The sequence below is a fragment of the Thiococcus pfennigii genome, assembly GCF_016583835.1.
Lineage (GTDB): Bacteria > Pseudomonadota > Gammaproteobacteria > Chromatiales > Chromatiaceae > Thiococcus > Thiococcus pfennigii.
Genome location: NZ_NRRW01000002.1, coordinates 119168 through 139805 on the forward strand (window position 1 = coordinate 119168; position 20638 = coordinate 139805).

Annotated in this window: 18 protein-coding genes; 12 read left to right on the forward strand and 6 right to left on the reverse strand. The window is 69.9% G+C overall.

The window, feature by feature from the left end; all coding sequences use genetic code 11:
- The first annotated feature begins 61 nt into the window (after positions 1-61).
- From CKO41_RS01325 to CKO41_RS01360, 8 genes are all read left to right on the forward strand, one after another.
- Complete coding sequence (locus CKO41_RS01325) at positions 62-703, forward strand: vWA domain-containing protein (protein ID WP_200381016.1); 642 nt, start codon at positions 62-64, stop codon at positions 701-703.
- 5 nt (positions 704-708) lie between these two features.
- Complete coding sequence (locus tag CKO41_RS01330; RefSeq protein WP_200381017.1) at positions 709-1344, forward strand: vWA domain-containing protein; 636 nt, start codon at positions 709-711, stop codon at positions 1342-1344.
- A 508-nt stretch (positions 1345-1852) separates the two neighbouring features.
- The gene (purK, locus tag CKO41_RS01335) at positions 1853-3007 is read left to right on the forward strand and encodes a 5-(carboxyamino)imidazole ribonucleotide synthase (RefSeq protein WP_200381018.1); all 1155 of its coding nucleotides are present in this window, start codon (positions 1853-1855) and stop codon (positions 3005-3007) included.
- Positions 3004-3504 (forward strand): 5-(carboxyamino)imidazole ribonucleotide mutase, encoded by a 501-nt coding sequence (gene purE / locus CKO41_RS01340; protein ID WP_200251437.1) that lies wholly within the window; start codon positions 3004-3006, stop codon positions 3502-3504. The genes purK and purE overlap by 4 nt, the downstream gene beginning before the upstream one ends.
- A gap of 164 nt (positions 3505-3668) precedes the next feature.
- Entirely contained in the window at positions 3669-4706 is a 1038-nt protein-coding gene (locus CKO41_RS01345) for a PilT/PilU family type 4a pilus ATPase (protein ID WP_200251436.1), read from the forward strand.
- Positions 4707-4765: 59 nt separating this feature from the next.
- Complete coding sequence (locus CKO41_RS01350) at positions 4766-5905, forward strand: PilT/PilU family type 4a pilus ATPase (RefSeq protein WP_200381019.1); 1140 nt, start codon at positions 4766-4768, stop codon at positions 5903-5905.
- A gap of 87 nt (positions 5906-5992) precedes the next feature.
- On the forward strand, positions 5993-6715 hold the full coding sequence (locus CKO41_RS01355; RefSeq protein WP_200251432.1) for a TIGR00266 family protein: 723 nt from the start codon (positions 5993-5995) through the stop codon (positions 6713-6715).
- A 4-nt stretch (positions 6716-6719) separates the two neighbouring features.
- Positions 6720-8063, forward strand: coding sequence for a TIGR00266 family protein (locus CKO41_RS01360; RefSeq protein ID WP_200251430.1), 1344 nt, complete (start codon positions 6720-6722; stop codon positions 8061-8063).
- A 58-nt stretch (positions 8064-8121) separates the two neighbouring features.
- Here the strand turns inward: CKO41_RS01360 and CKO41_RS01365 are convergent, their stop codons facing one another.
- Positions 8122-8301 (reverse strand): PA3496 family putative envelope integrity protein, encoded by a 180-nt coding sequence (locus tag CKO41_RS01365; protein ID WP_200251428.1) that lies wholly within the window; start codon positions 8299-8301, stop codon positions 8122-8124.
- A gap of 409 nt (positions 8302-8710) precedes the next feature.
- On the opposite strand from CKO41_RS01365, the gene ppx reads away from it, so the two are divergent.
- Positions 8711-10234 (forward strand): exopolyphosphatase, encoded by a 1524-nt coding sequence (ppx, locus tag CKO41_RS01370; protein ID WP_200381020.1) that lies wholly within the window; start codon positions 8711-8713, stop codon positions 10232-10234.
- 315 nt (positions 10235-10549) lie between these two features.
- A complete protein-coding gene (locus CKO41_RS01375; protein WP_200251422.1) occupies positions 10550-10963 on the forward strand; it encodes an SCP2 sterol-binding domain-containing protein in 414 nt (137 codons plus the stop codon).
- A 70-nt stretch (positions 10964-11033) separates the two neighbouring features.
- Here the strand turns inward: CKO41_RS01375 and CKO41_RS01380 are convergent, their stop codons facing one another.
- Positions 11034-11639 carry a DUF2238 domain-containing protein gene (locus CKO41_RS01380; protein WP_200251419.1) on the reverse strand — a complete coding sequence of 202 codons (606 nt, stop codon included), beginning with the start codon at positions 11637-11639 and terminating at the stop codon, positions 11034-11036.
- A gap of 104 nt (positions 11640-11743) precedes the next feature.
- On the opposite strand from CKO41_RS01380, the gene CKO41_RS01385 reads away from it, so the two are divergent.
- Positions 11744-12220, forward strand: coding sequence for a protein YgfX (locus tag CKO41_RS01385; RefSeq protein WP_200381021.1), 477 nt, complete (start codon positions 11744-11746; stop codon positions 12218-12220).
- A gap of 5 nt (positions 12221-12225) precedes the next feature.
- Here the strand turns inward: CKO41_RS01385 and odhB are convergent, their stop codons facing one another.
- Complete coding sequence (gene odhB, locus CKO41_RS01390; RefSeq protein ID WP_200381022.1) at positions 12226-13512, reverse strand: 2-oxoglutarate dehydrogenase complex dihydrolipoyllysine-residue succinyltransferase; 1287 nt, start codon at positions 13510-13512, stop codon at positions 12226-12228.
- 2 nt (positions 13513-13514) lie between these two features.
- A complete protein-coding gene (locus tag CKO41_RS01395; RefSeq protein WP_200255059.1) occupies positions 13515-16367 on the reverse strand; it encodes a 2-oxoglutarate dehydrogenase E1 component in 2853 nt (950 codons plus the stop codon).
- 126 nt (positions 16368-16493) lie between these two features.
- On the opposite strand from CKO41_RS01395, the gene CKO41_RS01400 reads away from it, so the two are divergent.
- Positions 16494-16796 carry a hypothetical protein gene (locus tag CKO41_RS01400; RefSeq protein WP_242463859.1) on the forward strand — a complete coding sequence of 101 codons (303 nt, stop codon included), beginning with the start codon at positions 16494-16496 and terminating at the stop codon, positions 16794-16796.
- An 82-nt stretch (positions 16797-16878) separates the two neighbouring features.
- Here CKO41_RS01400 and CKO41_RS01405 read toward each other — a convergent pair whose 3' ends face one another.
- Entirely contained in the window at positions 16879-18126 is a 1248-nt protein-coding gene (locus tag CKO41_RS01405) for a ribonuclease H-like domain-containing protein (RefSeq protein WP_200381023.1), read from the reverse strand.
- A complete protein-coding gene (locus tag CKO41_RS01410) occupies positions 18116-20515 on the reverse strand; it encodes a DEAD/DEAH box helicase (protein WP_200381024.1) in 2400 nt (799 codons plus the stop codon). The genes CKO41_RS01405 and CKO41_RS01410 overlap by 11 nt, the downstream gene beginning before the upstream one ends.
- Between the last annotated feature and the right edge of the window lie 123 nt (positions 20516-20638).

Here is a 20638-nt window from a genome sequence, read left to right on the forward strand (position 1 = left end):
CCTCGCCCTGCCCGGAGAAGTACCATCGGGACCCAAGGTCTTCTGAATCAAGGGGCTGCTCATGAGGCGCCTGCCCATCTATCTGGTCTTCGATACCTCCGGCTCGATGAACGGCGAGGCCATCGCCGCCGTCAACACCGGCATGCAGACGCTCGTCTCGGCCTTGCGCCAGGACCCCTACGCCCTCGAGACGGCCTATCTGTGCGTGATCGGCTTCGACACGGACGCCCGCGTGATCTCGCCGCTGACCGAGGTGGCCATGTTCCAGCCGCCGGCGCTCAAGGCCTCGGGCCTGACCTCGCTCGGCGCCGCCCTGGCCCTGCTCGCCGAGCGAATCGCGGCCGACGTCGTCAAGAACACCCCGAGCCAGAAGGGCGACTGGAAGCCACTCGTCTTCCTGATGACCGACGGCGAACCGACCGACGACTGGCGCCCCGGCCTGGCGCGGCTCAAGGAGGTCCCGACCGGGGTGATCGTCGCCTGCGCCGCCGGCCCGCACGCGAGCACCGAGGTCTTGCAGCAGATCACCGAGGCCGTCGTGCGCCTCGACACCGCCGACTCCTCGACCTTCAACGCCTTCTTCAAGTGGGTCTCGGCCGCGTCGATCCAGACGAGCAAGCGGGTCGATCTGACCAAGCAGGACGTCTCGACCCTCGACGAGTTACCCCCGCCGCCGCCCGAAGTCAACGTCGTCGGGGTCTGAACCCGATGCGCCGCCTGCCCGTCTACCTGCTGCTCGACACCTCGGGATCGATGCGCGGCGAACCGATCGCGGCCCTCAACGTCGGCGTCCAGTCGATGCTCCAGGCCCTGCGGCGCGACCCCTATGCGCTGGAGACCGTGCACCTGTCGCTGATCACCTTCGACCGCGAGGCCCGCGAGCTCTTTCCGCTGACGCCGTTGGAGCAGGTGCAGGTCCCCGAGATCGAGGTGCCGGAATCCGGGCCGACCTTCCTCGGCGCGGCCCTCGCGCTCCTGATCGAGCGAGCGGGCCAGGACGTGCTACGCTCCTCGCCCGGGCAGCGCGGCGACTGGCTGCCGCTGGTCTTCGTCATGACCGACGGCAGCCCATCGGACGTGCAGGCCTATCGCGAGGCCTGCGCGACGATCCGCCGCGGCGGCTTCGGCAACGTCGTCGCGTGCGCGGCCGGGCCCAAGGCCCGCCACGAACCGCTGCGCGAACTGACCGACACGGTCGTCGCCCTCGACACCCTCGACGGGACGGCCTTCGCCGAGTTCTTCCGCTGGGTCTCGGCGAGCATCGCGATGGGCAGCCAGAGCGCCGGGGCGGCCGGCTCCAACAGCCTGCCGCCGCTACCGAAGGAGATCACGGTGGCGATGTGAACGGCGCCGGCCGTCCGGCGACGAAGACCATCTCGCCACGAGACGATGAGGACGGGTTCAGAAGCAAACGATACAAGCGCGAAGACGACAAGAAACTACGAAATACACGAAAGTCACGAAAAAACGGCAGATGCTTGTGTAAGCTTGGCCCTTTCGCGTGTTTCGTAGTTCCGAGAAGATGTGTCGGCTGTTCTTGAATCGTCACTCAGGAACGGTACAGAAACTACCGATACGAGCACGCGAAAGACAAGAGACCAGAAATGCGCGAAAGTCGCGAAAAAACGGCAGAGTCGCCCGCGTATATCCAGCCTTTCCGCGTGTTTCGTCGTTCGAAAAGGATGCGCCGGTTGTTCTCGAGTCGTCACTAAGAACCAGGCGAGAACGCACGCAGCGACCCGAGACGGGCACCCGGGCCGGGTGCGCCGACCCCGACGCGGGCGGCCCCGCCGACGTGCCGAGGTCGCAACCGCCTTCCGCCTACGTCACCCACCCCGATAACCCTTTCTCTATGGATAGCATCCCTTTCCCCATTGCCCGCGTCGGCATCATCGGCGGCGGCCAGCTCGGGCGCATGCTCGTCAAGCCGGCCAAGCGCCTCGGCTGCACCTGCGTCGTCCTCGATCCGACGCCGAACTCGCCGGCCGGCCAGGTCGCCGGTCACCAGATCGTCGGCCACTACCATGACCCGGCCAAGCTGCGCGAACTGGTCAGCGTCTGCGACGTGACGACCTACGACATCGAGGACGTCGACACCGACACCCTGATGGCCCTGGAACGCGAGGGCCATCGCATCTATCCCCAGCCCGGCGTGCTCGCCGTGGTCCAGGACAAGCTGCGTCAGAAGGAGCGCCTCGCCGAGGCCGGCATCGCCACCGCCGCATTCGTCGCGATGGACCGGCCCGATCCGGCGGCCTTCGCCGCCTTCGGCTATCCGCTGGTGCAGAAGGCGCGCCGCGGCGGCTACGACGGGCGCGGCGTCGTCGTCATGGCCGGCGCCGACGCCTACTGCGAGCACCTGCCGGTCCCGTCGCTGTTGGAACGCTTCGTCGAGGCCGACAAGGAGATCGCGGTCCTGGTGGCGCAGAGCCGCGACGGCGAGCGGCGCGCCTATCCGGTCGTCGAGATGTGCTTCCGTCCGGGCGAGAACATCCTCGACCTGCTCCTCGCCCCGGCGCGCATCCCGGCCGAGGTCGCCGCCGCCGCCCAGCGGCTCGCCTGCCGGGCGGTCGAGGCGATCGGCGGGGTCGGCATCTTCGGCGTCGAGATGTTCCTGACCCGCGCCGGCGACCTGCTCGTCAACGAGGTCGCCCCGCGCACCCACAACTCCGGTCACTACACGATCGAGGCCTGCCTGACCGACCAATTCGAGCAGCACCTGCGGGCGATCCTGGATCTGCCCCTCGGGGCCACGGACCAGCTCTCGCCGGCGGCCATGATCAACCTGCTCGGGGCACCCGGGCGCACCGGCCGGCCGATCATCCGCGGCCTGGCCGCGGCGCTCGCGATCCCAGGCGTCTCGGTACACCTCTACGGCAAGGCGACGACCCAGCCGTATCGCAAGATGGGCCACGTCACCATCCTGGACCCCGACATCGAGGAGGCCAGGAGGAAGGCCGAGCGGGTCCGCGCCCTGCTCGAGGTCACCGGGGAGGACGCGCTATGAGCCAACCGCTGGTCGGCATCATCATGGGCAGCGACTCGGACCTGCCGGTCATGCAGGCGGCGGCCGATGTCCTCGCCGAGCTGGGGGTCGCCTTCGAGATGACGATCGTCTCGGCCCATCGCACACCGCAGAGGCTCTATACTTACGCCGAGACGGCGGCACGCCGTGGCCTGCGAGTCATCATCGCCGGCGCCGGGGGCGCCGCCCACCTGCCGGGCATGGCGGCCGCCCTGACGCCGCTGCCTGTGATCGGGGTGCCGGTCAAGTCGGCGGCCCTCTCGGGTCAGGACTCGCTGCTGTCGATCGTGCAGATGCCCGGCGGGGTGCCGGTCGCCTCGGTCGCGATCAACGGCGCGAAGAATGCCGGGATCCTCGCCGCCCAGATCCTCGGGGCGAGCGACACCGAGGTGCGCGAGCGGATCGTCGAATACAAGCGGGCGATGGAGCGCGAGGTCTTGGAGAAGGCGGCCCGGATGGAGGCCGATCGGCGGCCTTGAGCCTGGCGGTCGCCCTTCGCGGCGGCCCGCCGCTCACCGCCCCGTCGAATCGGGCACCGCGCGCCCGAGCGGCGGGCGCTTTGTGGCCCTTGGGCCTTGGCGTATCCTTGGGCGGATCACCGGATCCCGAACGGGATCGACCAACACCGAGCAGGAGCTTCAAGGTGGACATCGCCGAGTTACTCGCCTTCAGCGTCAAGAACAACGCCTCCGATCTGCATCTGTCCGCCGGCCTCCCGCCGATGATCCGCGTCGACGGCGACATCCGCCGCATCAACGTACCGCCCCTCGATCACCGCACGGTCCACTCGCTGGCCTACGGGATCATGAACGACAAGCAGCGCAAGGACTACGAGGAGTTCCTGGAGACCGACTTTTCGTTCGAGATCCCCGGGATCGCCCGCTTCCGCGTCAACGCCTTCAACCAGAACCGCGGCGCGGCCGTGGTCTTCCGCACCATCCCCTCCGAGGTGCAGACGCTCGAGGAGCTCAATGCCCCGGAGATCTTCAAGCAGATCATCGACGTGCCGCGCGGCCTGGTGCTGGTCACCGGCCCCACCGGCTCGGGCAAGTCGACGACGCTGGCGGCGATGATCGACCACCTCAACAACAAGGAGTACGGGCACATCCTCACGATCGAGGACCCGATCGAGTTCGTCCACACCAGCAAGAAGTGCCTGATCAATCAGCGCGAGGTGCACCGCGACACGCTCGGTTTCAGCGAGGCCCTGCGGGCCGCCCTGCGCGAGGACCCGGACATCGTCCTGGTCGGCGAGATGCGCGACCTGGAGACCATCCGTCTGGCCCTGACGGCGGCCGAGACCGGGCACCTGGTCTTCGCCACCCTGCACACCAGCTCGGCGGCCAAGACCATCGACCGCATCATCGACGTCTTCCCGGCAGCCGAGAAGACGATGGTGCGCTCGATGCTCTCGGAGTCGCTGCGGGCCGTCATCGCCCAGACGCTGCTGAAGAAGATCGGCGGCGGCCGGGTCGCCGCCCACGAGATCATGGTCGGCACCCCGGCGATCCGCAATCTGATCCGCGAGGACAAGGTCGCTCAGATGTACTCCTCGATCCAGACCGGCCAGGCGCACGGCATGCAGACCCTCGATCAGTGCCTGGCCGATCTGGTCCGGGCCGGGGTCATCAGTCGCACCGAGGCGCGCAGCCGCGCCCAGAACAAGGAGTCCATCCGCTAGGGATGCGCGCTTCGCCGGATGGCCCGCGGGCGGGACCGGCGCAATCACGAGGCAACAAGATGGAATTCAGGCAGCTGCTCGTCCTGATGATGGAGAAGAAGGCCTCCGACCTGTTCATCACGGTCGGCTGGCCACCGAGCATCAAGGTCGACGGGATGATCCACCCGATCGGCAACAAGCCGCTGACGGCGACCCAGACTCACGAGCTGGTTACCGGGATCATGAGCGACCGCCAACGGCTGGAGTTCGAAAAGACCAGCGAGTGCCAATTCGCGCTCAGCGCCCGCGACGTCGGGCGTTTTCGCGTCAGCGCCTTCGTCCAGCGCAACTCCGCCGGCATGGTGCTGCGGCGCATCGAGACGCAGATCCCGACGATCGAGGAGCTGCGCCTGCCGGCGGTGCTGCGCGATGTCGCGATGACCAAGCGGGGCATGGTGATCTTCGTCGGCGGCACCGGCACCGGCAAGTCGACGTCGCTCGCGGCCCTGGTCGGCTACCGCAACCGCCACAGCGCCGGGCACATCATCACGATCGAGGACCCGATCGAGTTCATCCACCAGCACGACGGCTGCATCATCACGCAGCGCGAGGTCGGGGTCGACACCGAGTCCTTCGAGGTCGCGCTCAAGAACACGCTGCGCCAGGCCCCGGACGTGATCCTGATCGGCGAGATCCGCACCCGCGAGACGATGGAGTACGCCATCGCCTTCGCCGAGACCGGCCACCTGGTCCTCGCCACGCTGCATGCCAACAACGCCAACCAGGCCCTCGATCGGATCATCAACTTCTTCCCCGAAGAGGCCCGCCAGCAGCTCTTCATGGACCTGTCGCTGAACCTCAAGGCGGTCGTCGCCCAGCAGCTCGTGCCGCGCAAGGACGGCGAGGGCCGGCGCGCCGCGATCGAGGTCCTGCTCAACACGCCGCTGGCGGCCGACATGATCCGCAAGGGCGAGGTCCACAAGCTCAAGGAGCTGATGAAGCGCTCCAAGGAACAGGGCATGATGACCTTCGATCAGGCCCTCTTCAGCCTCTACCAGGAGGGCGAGATCAGCTACGAGGACGCACTGAGATACGCCGACTCGGCCAACGAAGTGCGCCTGATGATCAAGCTCCAGGGCAACGCCAGCGCCGAGTTGGAGCGGGGCATCGAGGGCATCCGACTCGTCGACGAGGACGACGAGGACGCGATGCGGATCTAGTCGGTACGCGCCGCGCCCCCCAGGGCAGCCGCGTCCCCCAGGGCAGCGCGGCGCCGCCGACCGCCGAGCAAGCAACGGAGAGTACCCATGACCGCCCCCTCGTCGGACCTGCAGACCATCGGCGACCTGACCTTCCGGGTCTACTACCGCGGCGCCTTCGCCCTGCTGGAGGTTCACCTCCAACCCAAGCAGACGATCAAGGCCCAATCCGACGCGATGGTCGCGATGGACCCGACGATCGACGTCGAGGGCAAGCTCGAGGGCGGCCTCCTCGGCGGCCTCGGCCGGATGTTCACCGGCGAGAGTTTCTTCTTCCAGACCCTGAAGGCGACGCGCGGGGCCGGTATCGCCCTGCTCGCCCCGGCCCAGCCCGGCGACCTGCTGCCGATCCACCTCGACGGGACCCAGCCCTACATCCTCCAGAAGGACGGCTTCCTCGCCGCGAGCGAGGGGGTGGAGATCTCGACGGCAGCCCAGAACCTGGCGCGCGGGCTCTTCAGCGGCGAGGGCTTCTTCGTCCTGCGCGCCCAGGGGCGCGGGATGCTGTTCGCCGAGAGCTACGGGGCGATCCACGCCCTGGAGGTGCCGGCCGGCGAGGAGATGGTCGTCGACAACGGCCATCTGGTCGCCTGGCCCGACGGGATGCACTACAGCCTGGAGAAGGCGAGCGCCGGCTGGATCTCGAGCCTCACCTCGGGCGAGGGGCTCGTCTGCCGCTTCCGCGGCCCCGGGACCGTCTACATCCAGAGCCGCAACCCCAAGGCCTTCGGCGGCTGGCTGAGCCGGCTCCTGCCCGCGCGCGGGAACTGAGGCCATGACCACCGAGCTCCAACCCGGCGGCAACCTGCGCCTGCCCCCAGCCGGCGTGGTCCTGATCGACCTGCACTGGGACCCGGAGCGCCCGGGCGGGCAGGAGGTCGAGGCCTGCGCCTTCCTCCTCGGCGCCGACGGGCGGGTCGGCGGCGACGAGGCATTCATCTTCTACAACAACCCGAGCGCCTGCGGCGGCGCCATCGCCCTGGCGGGCAGCGGCGCCCACCGAACCCTGCGCATCGACCCACGGGCCCTGCCCGATGCGGTGGCCAGGGTCGCCTTCTGCCTGGCGCTCCTGGGCCCGGCGACCTTCGCCGAGGCGGGCCGGGTCGAGGTACGGCTGCGCGAGGCGCCCGGGGCCGATTTCGCGTCATTCCGTCCGACGACGGCCGGCATGTCCGAGGCCGCCCTGATCCTCGGGGAGGTCTACCGCTATCAGGGCCAGTGGAAGTTCCGCGCCATCGCCCAGGGCTTCGCCGGCGGCCTCGGTCCGCTCGCCGAGCACTTCGGCGTCGAGATCGCCGCCGACGAACCGACGCCGGCCGCCTCGTCACCCCCACCGACGAGGCGACCCGCCCCGCCGACCGCGGGCGCGCCGACGCTGATCAAGGCCCCGGCGACCGGGGTCCTGCCGAGCGACAGCGAGACGCGCTATTCCGACGCGGGCCGGCTGAGCTACGAAATCCTCTACCGCGACGCCTATGCCCTGGCGCGCGTCGACCTGCCGCACGGCCGGCGGTTGAAGGCACAGGGCGATGCGATGGTCGCAATGAGTCCGACGATCGCCGTCGAGGGCACCCTCTCGGGTGGCCTCCTCGGCGGGCTCGGACGCCTGTTGAGCGGCGAGAGCCTCTTCCTCCAGACGCTGAGCGCCGGGCGAGGCGCAGGCGCCGTCTACCTGGCCCCGGCCTCGCCCGGCGACATCGCCGCCGTCGAGATCCGCCCGGGCGACGGTCTCGTCATCCAGCGCGGCGGCTTCCTCGCCTGCACCGAGGGGGTCGAGGTCGGCACCCAGGTGCAGAATGTTGCCCAAGGACTCTTCAGCGGCGAGGGCTTCTTCATCCTCGAGGCTCACGGCGAGGGGCTCGTCCTGCTGGAGTCTTTCGGCGCGATCCACGAGCTGACGCTGACCGCCGGCGAGCAGAAGGTCGTCGACAACGGCCACCTGGTCGCCTGGTCACGGTCGATGCACTACGACCTCGAACTCGGCAGCCGCGGCCTGGTCGCCGCCTTCACGTCGGGGGAGAACATCGTCTGCCGCTTCCACGGCCCCGGCCGGATCCTGCTGCAGACCCGGCAGCCGCGCCAGTTCGGTCGCTGGGTCTCGCAGCTGCTGCCGGGCTGAGGGCGCGCAAGCGCCCTCGCCCCACGGCGGCGGGGGCTTCCCGATGACCTCAGAGGCGTCAGCTCAGGTCGTCGAAGTCGGGGTCGTCGAGCAGCTTGCGCAGCCGATGGAGCTCACGCAGCCGCTCGATGCGCCGCCGCACCGCCAGACTCGCCGGGGGATCCTTCTGCTCGACGCCACCCCCAATGGGGATGGGCTCCGCCGATTCATCGAGGAACCGGGATTCGGTCTCGTACATCGCATGACCTCGGTCGACGAATTGCTAAACCCTCGCTATCTAACGCAGTCGCCCGCCACGAAAAAACGAAAATTATCGATCGTCACGATCAGAATATTTTGTCCTCTGCGACACGACGGCCCCGCAACGCGGCTGCCGCCCGACTCGGGCAACCGAGGTCCGTCCACCTGCCGCGACACGCGGCGATTCTGCTACCATCGCCGCCGAACCAGCGCCGCTGGCGACGCGCGACCACGGAGGATCGAGGTCGCATGCCTCGTCCGGCGCGGACCCTGGTCGGCTGCCGAAGGGCCGTGGGGATCTGGAGCACCCGCGCGCGGGCCCCGAGCCCAGGCGCCCTTCTCCGCCGGCAAGAGGAGATGTCAAATGCGCCACACGCCATTTTCGCGATAGAGAGCCGGTGTCATCGATGGCCACAGGGTCGCCCCCCCTCCTTGACGCAGACGCCTCGCCTCGCCTGGTGGCCGCCGTCGATCTGGGCTCCAACAGCTTCCACCTGCTCGTCGCCCGCGCCCTCGGTGGCGATCTCCAGGTCATCGACCGGATCAAGGAGATGGTGCGCCTCGGCGAGGGCCTGACCCCGGACAAAATGCTGAGTCCCGAGGTCGCCGAGCGGGCCCTCGCCTGTCTCGACCGCTTCGGCCAGCGCCTGCGAGCGATGCCGCCCGGGGACGTACGCGCGGTCGGCACCAATACCTTGCGCCAGATCCGCCCGGAGAGCGGTTTCCTGGAGCGCGCCGAGCGGGCGCTCGGCCACCCGATCGACGTCATCGCCGGCCGCGAGGAGGCGCGCCTGATCTATCTCGGCGTCGCCCATGGCCTGGCGGCCGGCGAGGAACTGCGCCTGGTCGTCGACATCGGCGGCGGCAGCACCGAGTTGATCGTCGGACGGGGCTTCACCCCGCGCCTGCGCGAGAGCCTGCACATGGGTTGCGTAACCCTGTCACAGCGGTATTTCGCCGACGGACGCATCACGGCCCGCGCCATGGAGCGCGCCGAACTCGCCGGGGCGCTGGAGGTACGCCCGATCCGCGCGCTGTTCCGCCGCACCGGCTGGCACAAGGCGGTCGGCAGCTCCGGCACCATCAAGGCGATCGCCGCCGTCATCGCCGCCGAAGGCTGGTGCCCGGACGGCATCTCGGCCGCGGCCCTGGAGCGGCTGCGCAATGCCCTAGTCGCGGCCGGCTCGGTCGAGGCCCTCACCTTCAAGGGGCTCAGCGAGCAGCGCCGGCCGGTCTTCCCCGGTGGGGTCGCGGCACTGCGGGCCGTGTTCATGCACCTGGGCGTCAGCCACATGCAGGTCTCCGACGAGGCCCTGCGCGAGGGGCTGATCTACGAAATGCTCGGGCGCGACCAGCACGAGGACGTGCGCGAGCGCACGGTACGCTCGCTCGCCCAGCGTTTCGGCGTCGACAGGACCCACGCGACCAGGGTCGAGGAGACGGCGACGGCCCTCTTCGCGCAGAGCGCCGAACCTTGGCAGTTCACGCACCCGAACGACCCCTTCGCCCTCGGGTTCGCGGCCCGCCTCCACGAGATCGGCCTCATCATCTCGCACAGCAGCTACCAGAAGCACGGCGCCTACCTGCTGCGCAATGCCGACCTCTCGGGCTTCACGCGCCAGGCGCAGCAGGTGCTTGCGGCACTGGTATTGGGCCACCGGCGGAAGTTCCCAGGCGCCGAGATCGCCGCCCTGCCTGAAGACCGCCAGGTCGCAGTGCGGCGCCTTTGCGTCCTGCTGCGCCTGGCCGTATTGATGCACCGGGGTCGCTCCGAGAAGGCGCTGCCCGATCCACAGCTGCGCGTCGAGGGCGAGGCGATCCGCCTGGAGTTTCCCGATGGCTGGTTGGCCCGCCATCCGCTGACGCAGCTGGAATTGGAGGAGGAGGCCGCACGCCTGGCCACGGCGGGCTTCACGCTGGAATTCGGGTAGAATCCGAGCCATGCTTTAGGCGATTGCCGGAAACGAACCTACCGGATGACGCCGGACGTTCGTTTGCCTTCAAGGAGCGAGCGCAGGAGCCTAGCCCAGCGATGCGAGTGCGCTCGCGACACGGAAGGCGGGCGAAAAGACAAGCCAGACGGTAGGTTTGTTGACAGAAATCGCCTAAGTGTCACCGTCCGGTTGCGCCGACTCGAATCTGGCGAAACGGTCAACCGCCGTTTCTGGGGTCACAGCATCCGCGCCGGGCCTGTTCGCCCGGCGCGGCGCCCGCATCAACGTCAACAGCAGGAGGAACGACCTAAGATGGCCAAGCTCTTTTCCGCCGAGTGGATGACGCAGTTCAAGGACGCGTGGAACAGCGACCCGGAGATCAAGGACAAGCTCGCCGAGATCGGCTTCAAGTCGACCATCGCCTGGGGCTTCAAGGACGAGGACGACCCGCGTGGCCTCCTCGTCGTCGAGAACGGCGAGTGCGTACGGGCCGCCGAGTGGGCCGGCGAGGCGCCGGACTGGGACCTGCGCGCCGACCTCTCCGACTGGCTCAAATGGGTCGAGAAGGGGATCGGCATGATGGGCCTCGGCGCCGCCTACGCGACCGGTAAGCTGAAGTTCAAGACGGGCGACTACAAGTCGATGATCAAGGACCCGCGGATGGCCGGGCCGTTCGTCAAGACCTTCGGGATCCTACAGAAGATCGGCGCCGACGAGCTGCGCTGACCGCCGCCGACCCAGACCACACGGACCGCAACGCCCGGCCTGGCGGGTCAGCCAGGCCGGGGGCACGCGGCTACGCGCCGAGGCGCCCGAGTTGCCGATCGTGCCAGCGCCCGAGCGCGATCAGGGCGAGGAGCGCGCCGAACAGTGCCCACGCCATGTCCGACTGGGTGTCCCAGACATAGCCCTGGGTGCCGAGAAACTCCTCGGACGCCGCGCCCGCGAGGAGCGCCACCCACCACTCGAGGAGCTCGTAGAAGGCGCTCAGGGCCAGACAGAAGCAGACGACCAGGAGGTCGCGCCAGGCCGTGCCCCGGACCACCTGCTGGCGGATCAGGACCTCACGGGCGAGGATCGCCGGAACGAGGCCCTGGGCCAGGTGGCCGAGCTTGTCGTAGTTGTTGCGCTGCCAGCCGAGCGCGTCGCCGAGCCAGTCGAACGCCGGCACCTCGGCATAGGTGTAGTGCCCGCCGACCATCAGGATGCAACAGTGGATCAGGACGAGCCAGTAGCTCAGCGGCGTCAGCGGAAAGCGCCGATGGGTCGCGGCGAGGACCAGGGCGCCGCCGAGCGCCGGCGCCACCTCGAGGAGCCAGGTCAGGCGGTCGCGCGGGTCGATCGCCGACCAGATGAACACGGCGCCGAAGACGACGCTCCAGAGGATGGCATTGCGACTCATCGCGGGGCAGCTCACCGAAACGGCCCGACCGGGCCTGCGCTGCGGGCCATCCTATCACCAGCGGACGCGCCGGACGCCCGCGCCGAGACCCGGGCGCCCACCGCATGACGACCCGCCTGGCGCCCCGGCCGCTCGCGATCCGCCCGCGACCCTCGCGGCGCCTCGCCGCCCTGCTCGCCCTCGTGCACGGCGGCGGACTCCTGATCGTCCTGACCCTGCCGATCCCCTGGCCCGCCCGAGCGGCCCTCCCCGCCCTGGTGCTCGTCGGGCTGGCCCACAGCGCCCTCGCCCACCTCTGGCCGCGCCTGCCCTGGGCGGTGCGCGAGGCCCTCTGGCAACCGGACGGGACCTGGCTGGTGACCTTCGCCTCCGGGCGGCAGCGCGAGGCCCGCCTCGCGCCCGAGACCTTCGTCAGCGTCGGCCTGGTCGTACTCGACCTGCGCTGCGGGCGACTGCGGCGCCGCTTCGCGCTCTTCGCCGACGGACTGGACCGCGAGCAGCACCGCCGCCTGCGCGCCCGGCTGCGCGCCGAGCTCGATCGGAGCCGGGCGCCGCGCGAGCCCGGCGACGGCTCCGGCTGACCGCCTCACACCCGCAGCAACAGGCGCGCCGGATCCTCGATCGCCTCCTTGATCGCGACCAGGAACTGCACCGCGTCGCGCCCGTCGATGAGGCGATGGTCATAGGAGAGGGCCAGATACATTATCGGGCGCACGACGATGGCGCCGTCCTCGACCATCGGGCGCTCCTGGACCTTGTGCATGCCGAGGATGGCGCTCTGCGGCGGGTTGAGGATCGGGGTCGAGAGGAGCGAGCCGAAGACCCCGCCGTTGGTGATCGAGAAGGTCCCACCGGTCAGGTCCTCGTAGCTCAACGAGCCGTCCTTCGCCTTGCCCGCGAACCCGGCGATCGCCTGCTCGATGTCGGCCATCGACAGCTGGTCGCAGTTGCGCAGGATCGGTACGACCAGCCCGCGCGGGGAGCTGACGGCGATACCGATATCGTAGTAGCCGTGGTAGATGATGTCGCCCTCGTCGACTGAGGCGTTGACGACCGGGAAGCGCTGAAGGGCCTCGACGGCGGCCTTCACGAAGAAGGACATGAAGCCCAGGCGCACGCCGTGGGCCTGCTCGAACGGGTCCCTGTAGCGCCGACGCAGGTCCGTGACCGCCTGCATGTCGACCTCGTTGAAGGTGGTCAGGATCGCCGCCGTCTGCTGGGCCTCGACCAGGCGCTCGGCGATGCGGGCGCGCAGCCGGGTCATGGGCACGCGCTGCTCGGGGCGCCCGGCCTCGCCGCCCAGACCGCTCGGCGGCGGCACCAGGGCCTCGGGGTCGATCTCGGGCTCGCTCGGCTCGCGTCGATCGAGAAAGGCGACGACATCGGCCTTGTGGATGCGCCCGTCGCGCCCGCTGCCGGCGATCTCGGCCGGATCCAGGGCCATCTCCTTGACCAGACGCCGGGCGGCCGGCGCCAGGATAGGCTCGGCATCGGCCGCGGCCGAGCGGGTCGGCGCGGGATGTGGCGGCGTGCGACGCGCTGCCGCCGGCGGGGCTGGCGGCTGGGCTGGCGGTCGGGCCACCGTGGCTGGCGCCTCCTGGGCCGAGGCGACGGCCTGCTCGGCCGGTGGTGCCGCACCGGCCTCGATCCGCGCCAATACGACATCGGCGCCGACCACGTCGCCCTTCTTCGCCTCGATCGCGGCCAGCACCCCGTCGACCGGGGCCGGCACCTCCAGCACCACCTTGTCGGTCTCCAGATCCACGAGGTTCTCGCCCCGGCGTACCGCCGCCCCCGGCTCCTTGTGCCAGGCGAGCACGGTCGCATCGGCGACGGATTCAGGGAGGGTCGGGACACGGACTTCGGTCGTCATCGCTAGATCCTTCGATTCATGCTCGGGTTGATACGTCCGGTGAGGGCCTCGTCGACCAGCCGTTCCTGCTGCTCCAGGTGCACAGCGCGGTGGCCGACGGCGGGGGCCGCCGACGTGGGTCGCCCGACATAATAAACGCGTTGGGTGGCCGGGGTCAGATCATGGAGGCGATGCTTGATCTGATCCCAGGCGCCCTGATTCTGGGCCTCCTCCTGGCACCAGATGACCTCGTTGGCGGCCGGGAATTGGGCCAGCGCCGCCGTGAAGGCGGCCCTCGGGAAGGGATAGAGCTGCTCGATGCGCACGATCGCGACATTCGTCAGGGCCCGCGTGCGCCGCGCCTCGAGCAGATCGTAGAAGACCCGCCCGCTGCAGACGACGACCCGCTCGACGCCCTCGGGGGCGAGCGGATCGCACTCGCCGATCACCGGCTGAAAGCCCCCCTCGGCCAGCTCGTCGAGGCCCGAGACGGCGAGCCGGTGGCGCAGCAGGCTCTTCGGCGTCATCACGATCAGCGGGCGGCGCTCCTTGCAGAGCATCTGGCGGCGCAGCAGGTGGAAGATCTGGGCCGGCGTGGTCGGGACGCAGACGCGGATGTTGCGCTCGGCGCTCAGCTGCAGGAAGCGCTCGATGCGCGCCGAGGAATGCTCCGCGCCCTGCCCCTCGAGGCCGTGCGGGAGCAGCATCACGAGGCCACAGCACAGCCCCCATTTGGTGCCGGCCGAGGTGATGAACTGATCGATGACGACCTGGGCGCCGTTGGCGAAGTCGCCGAACTGGGCCTCCCAGAGCGTCAGGGCATTCGGCTCGGCCGTCGCATAGCCGTACTCGAAGGCGAGGACGGCCTCCTCGGAGAGGATCGAGTCGATCGCGACGAAGGCCCCCTGGTGCGGCCCCAGGTGCTGAAGCGGCGTGTGGCTGCGGCCGCTCGCCTGGTCGTGGATCACGGCATGGCGATGGAAGAAGGTGCCGCGACCGGCGTCCTGGCCGGACAGGCGCACCGGGAAGCCGGCATCGAGGAGGGTCGCGTAGGCCAGGTTCTCGGCATAGCCCCAATTGATGAGCTGGTCGCCGTGGGCCATGTTGCGCCGTTCGCCCCAGATCTTCTCGACCCGCGGGTGGAGCTCGAAGCCCTCGGGGACGCGCAGCATCTGCTCGGTCAGGGCGCAGAGCGTCTCGCGGGCGACCCCGGTGCGCACCTCGGCCGAGTCCCAGTCGTCGCCACGGCAGTCGCCCCAGTCGACCTTGTAGGGGTTGTCGAGGCCGCAGAGGACCGGACGGGCGACGACCACGCCCTGCTCGATCGAACGGCGATAGTCCTCGACCATCAGCTCGCCTGCGTCCTTCGTCAACTCGCCGGCCTCGGTCAGCCGCTCGGCGTAGCGGGCGCGCACCGTCGGATGGCCGCGAATCTTCTTGTACATCATTGGCTGGGTCACCGACGGCTCGTCGGCCTCGTTGTGGCCGAGGCGGCGGTAGCAGACCAGATCGATGATCACGTCCTTGTGGAACTGGTTGCGAAAATCGAGGGCCAGGCGCGTGGCGAAGATGACGGCCTCCGGGTCGTCGCCGTTGACGTGGAAGACCGGCGCCTGGACCATCTTGGCGACGTCCGTGCAGTAGAGGGTCGAACGCGTATCGAGCGGATTGCTGGTCGTGAAGCCGATCTGGTTGTTGACGACGATGTGGACCGTGCCGCCGGTCGAGTAACCGCGAGTCTGGGACAATTGCAGGGTCTCGGCGACCACGCCCTGGCCGGCGAAGGCGGCATCGCCGTGGATCAGTACCGGGAGCACGAGGTCGCCGGTGCGGTCGAGACGGCGGCGCTGACGGGCCCGCACCGACCCCTCGATCACCGGATCGATGATCTCCAGATGCGACGGGTTGAAACCGAGGACCACGTGGACGACCCCGCCGGGGGTATCGATGTCGGTCGCGAAGCCCATGTGATACTTCACATCGCCGGCCATCTCGCGCCAGCTGACATGCACCCGCCCCTCGAACTCGTCGAACATGTCCTGAGGCGGCTTTCCGAGGATGTTGGTCAGCACGTTGAGCCGGCCCCGGTGGGCCATGCCGATGACGATCTCCTTCAACCCCTGGCGCCCGGCACGCTGGATGAGTTCGTCGATCAGCGGGATCAGCGCCTCGCCGCCCTCGAGCGAAAAGCGCTTTTGACCGACGTAGCGGTTGTGCAGATACTGCTCTAGGCCCTCCGCAGCGGTCAGCAGCGTCAACAGCCAGCGGCGATCGGCGCCATCGAGCTCCGGCACCGCCCGGTAGCCCTCCAGGCGCTTCTGGATCCAGCGCTTCTGCTGCGTGCTGATGATGTGCATGTACTCGCTGCCCACCGGCCCGCAGTAGATCTGCCGCACGAGCGCGACGATCTCGCGGAGCGCCATGCGGTTCGGGGCGTAGAGGCTGCCGGTGTGGAAGACCTGGTCGAAATCCTCCGGCTGCAAATTGTGGTAGGCCGGATCCAGGTCGAGGACCTGCGGCTTCTCGCGCAGCACCAGCGGGTCCAGATCGGCCACCTGGTGACCGCGATAGCGATAGGCGTTGATCAGGCGCAGCACCGCCGCCTGCTTCTCGGCCGCCACCGGCTCCAGGGCGCCGCCCGCACGACTGGTCGGCCGCGACCGGCGTTCCCGGGCGAGGCGGCGGAAGTTCTCGCGAACCGGCCCGTGCGGCACCTCGTTGGCCGCCTCCTGGTGCATCGCGTCGAAGTGGCCGCGCCAGGCCGAGGGGATCGACTCCGGGTCCTGCAGGTAGCGTTCGTAGAGGTCTTCGATGAAGGCGGCGTTGCCACCGTACAGCGCGGTGGAGCGGCGAAAGAGCTCGATGCGTGCACTCATTTTCGTTGGCTCGGTTGCTCTTGCTGGGGAGGCCCGGGGCGCTGATCATGCCACGTCTAGCACCAGGGCTCACGCATGGATCGCGGATCTCGGCCGCACGGCCGAGCGCGATCGGGGACAGGGGGCTTGGATGGAACGACAGCCATTACCGATGTGGAGATCGATCGCGTGATCATCGAGGAGCGGCGCCGGCAACGTCTCGATCTCGCCCGTATCGAGGCGGACCTGGCCTATTTCCAGGCTCGCCTGGAGCTGATCGGCGAGCCGACGAGTGCCAATCAACGCGCCCAGCGCAAGCTCTTCAAGCTGCTGCACGAACAGGTGGGCATCCGCCTGGCGCGCACCCGAGCGGCCGGCGGCGACCCACGCGAACAGCGCCCGGGGCAGGACGACGACGGGACCCATGGCCAGCCCAACGCGACCGACTGACCGCCAGCGGATCGGCGCCCGCTCGCTCGCAGCAGTGCAGCATCGGCCCCAGCGGGCATCGATCGCCAGGGCAAGCCGGTCCCTACGGCGGCATCGCGGAGCCGCGGCCGAGCTTGGCGGCGAGGCGCGCACAGCGGCGCTCGCGCGCCGCGCCCGGCGGCAGGCGGCGGGCGAGCGCCAGGGCCTGGGCCGGGTCGCGGCGGCGGTGCTCATGGTACTTGGCCAGGGCCTCCAGGGCGGCCGGCTCGTCGCGCTCGACGAGCTCGCCCCAGAGGCGGCAGGCGGCCTCCCACTCGCCGCGCCGGCGGTGCAGGTCGGCCAAGAGTAGCCGGGCCGGCGGGGCGAGCCGCGACGGGTACCCGGCGAGGACCGCATAGGCGAGCTCCGGCGCGCCACGGGCGAGGTGGTAGGCGGCGACGGCCTCGACCGCCGCCCCCGTCGCCGACGGGTCGCGATAGGTGACCGCCAGCGGCACCGCGAGGGCCGCCAGCGACAGCAGATCCCAGCGGTTGTGGCGCGCCACGGCGGCGAGCGGCGCGATCCGGCCATGGCGCAGCCAATCGAGCCAGGCCTGCGGGGCGGCGGCCCCGGGCAGGTCGCCGGCACGGCGGAAGCCGAGTAGTTGCTCCTCGGCGCTCGCCAGCCGGCAATCGGGCCAAACCGGGGCAAAGGCGCGCCGCACGCGCGCGAGCAGGTCGAGGTGGGCGACGCCGGCCAGCGGATCGCCCCGCCCGGCGAGCCGAAACCGGGTCGCGAGCAGGGGCGCATCGAAGCTCCTGCCATTGTAGGTGATGACGAGCCCGGCCCCGCCAAGCTCGACGGCGATCGCCTCGATGAAGGCAGCCTCGGCATCGAGCCGCGCGAGCAGGTACTGGCGCAGGCACCAGCCATCGGCCACGGGGCGCAGGACACCGAGCTGGAAGATCCAGGTGCCGGTGCCGCCGGCCAGGCCGCTCGTCTCGGTGTCCAGGAAGATCCAGCCGTCCCGATCCCCAACGGGATCGCCCACCCTTTCCACCGCAGGCCCCTCGGCGAGCTCGGCCAGCGCCCCCGGCACCTCGGCAAGGGCGACGGCACCGTGGCGCTCGCTCAACGCCAGCCGCTCCTCGCGGCGCAGCACGCCCGGGGCGAGCCGCTCGGCGCCGAGTGCCTCGGCGAGGGCCTGCTCGTCCGGACTGCCGCCGTGCGCCGCCACACGCCCGGTCCCCCGGCGCAGGCGCTGGACCCGCGCCGCGAAGGAGGCGGACGCCTCGGGCGCGGACGGGGCCCCTCCCTTGAGCCGCCCGAGCCGCTCCTTCAGCCCCCCCCGAAGCCCCCCTTTAGTCTCCATGGAGCAACCCCAGCACGGCCTGGGCCGCCGCCTTCGGTGTCACCGCGCGCACCTCGTCGCCGGGGAGCACCGGGCCGACGCAGGCCGGGCAGCCGGCCGGACAGGGGCAGGCCGCGACCAGGTCGAGGGCGTCGCGGACCAATAGTGCGGCCTCGTCGAAGAGGGGCGCCGACAGACCGACCCCGCCCGGGTAATTGTCGTAGAGGAACAGGGTCGGCTCGAAGCCGGTCAGATCGCCCGCGGCGACCGGCTCGTTCTCGGCGCCGCGCAGCTGCCCTCGGCCGTCGGCGCCTAGGGTCGCGAACCAGGTGCCCTGCCCATCCCCGACCGCGCGCCCCAGGTCGCGCAGTTCGGCCATCGCGCGCAGGACCGCGACATGGTGCAGCGCGTAGGCGGCGCCGAGGAAGCCCTCGATGGCCTGCTGGCGGTCCGGCAGCAGGCCCTCCAGGGCATCGGGGCGCGCCTGCCACCAGACGGCGGTCGTGTGCAGCTCCTGGTCCGGCAGGTTGATGTTGCCGTAGCCGACGTTGTCGTGGCTGTAGTAGCGGATCTTCTTGTAGCCCGGGTAGCGGCGCACCAGGTGGACCTCGCCGTGGGCCGCGGCGGCGAGCCCCTCGGGGCGGAGGTCGAAGCGGTCGAGGATCTTCAGGCGCGTGTAGTCGATCGCATCCGTGTAGTAGTCGGCACGGGTCGCGCGCACATAGGCCTTGCGCCCGACCCAGTCGAGCCGCTCGACCTGATAGGGGCGCGACTGGACCATGTAGATCGCCCCCTCGTAGAGGGTCCCAGGCGCGGCCGTGTAGTCGACCTCGGCGAGGATGCGACTCGCCCCGTCGGTGATCTCGACGACGACGAAGTTGCCCTCGGCGACCGAGCGCAACGACACGGCCTGGGCCGGATAGCTGTCGGCGATCCAATACCAGCGCCCGCCCTGGTGCTGGAGCAGCCCCTCGTCGCGCAGATAGCCGAGCATCTCGATCAGGTCCTCGCCGCCGAACGACTCGCCGTCCTGGAACGGCAGCTCGAAGGCCGCGCAGCGCACGTGATCGAGCAGGATCAGCAGTTGATCCGGGTGGATGCGCGCCTGCTCGGGCGAGGCATCGAAGAAGAACTCCGGGTGGCGCACCAGGTACTGATCGAGCGGGTCGCTGGTCGCGACCAGCACGCCGAGGCTCGGGCGCAGCCGCCGCCCGGCCCGCCCGAGGCGCTGCCAGGTCGCCGCGACCGTGCCCGGATAGCCGTTCAAGACCGCCACATCGAGCGCCCCGATGTCGACGCCGAGCTCGAGCGCCGAGGTGCTGACCACGAGGTCGACCCGCCCGGCGCGCATCGCCTTCTCGGCCGCGCGCCGCTCGCTCGGCAGGTAACCGCCGCGATAGGCCAGCACCCGTGGCGGGCGGCGCGGGTCGCGGTCGAAGACGTCCTTCAGGTACTTGGTGATGACCTCGACCATCAACCGCGAGCGGGCGAAGACGATCGTCTTCAGTCCGCTCTTGGCCGCGAGCCGCGCAAGGCGCGTCGTCTGCGAGCGGGCCGACGCACGCAGGCCCAGGTCCGGATTGATGACCGGCGGGTTCCACAGCAGCAGGTGGCGGTCGCCGGCCGGTGCACCGCTCTCGTTGACGGCCGCGACCGGCGCGCCGATCAGACCCTCGGCTAGGGCCGCCGGATTGCCGATCGTCGCCGAGGCGAACAGGAACTGGGGCGCAACGCCGTAGAAGCGGCAGATGCGCCGCAGCCGGCGGAAGACATTGGCCACGTGCGAGCCGAACACGCCGCGATAGCTGTGCAGCTCATCGACGACGACGAAGGCCAGCCCCTCGAAGAACTGCGCCCACTTCGTATGGTGCGGCAGGATCGCCTGGTGGAGCATGTCCGGGTTGGAGACGACGATGTCGCCGCGGGTGCGCACCGCCTGGCGCGCATCGCCCGGCGTGTCGCCGTCGAAGGTGAAGGCCTTCACACCAAGGGTGGCCGCCTGATTGAGCGCATTGAGCTCGGCGACCTGGTCCTGGGCCAGGGCCTTGGTCGGAAATAGGTACAGGGCCTTGACGCCGCGCGTCAGCACCGCATCGAGGACCGGCAGGTTGTAGCAGAGGGTCTTGCCCGAGGCGGTCGGCGTCGCGATCACCAGGTGACGCCCCTCGGCGACCCGGTCCCAGGCGGCGCGCTGGTGACTGTAGAGACGCTCGACGCCGCGCGCCGCGAGCGCCTGGGCGAGGCCTGGATGCAGCCCGGGTGGCAGCGGGCGATATTGGGCCGCCGTCGCCGGGCGCACTAGCCGCCCCGTGATCCGTCCAGGGTAGCGCTGCTCCAAGCGCGCGACCATCCGTTCGACGGCCTCGGGGCGCGCCGCCGTCACGCCCTGCAACGGGATCGTCTGTGCCATCTCGCCGGTGTCTGCCGAACCTGTGCTCGCCGGGATTCGCGATCGGGTGAGGTTACCGCGAAACAGGCAGCGCCGCCTATCGGGTTACGGCACGCGCAACCCGACCGTTCCCATGAAACGGCG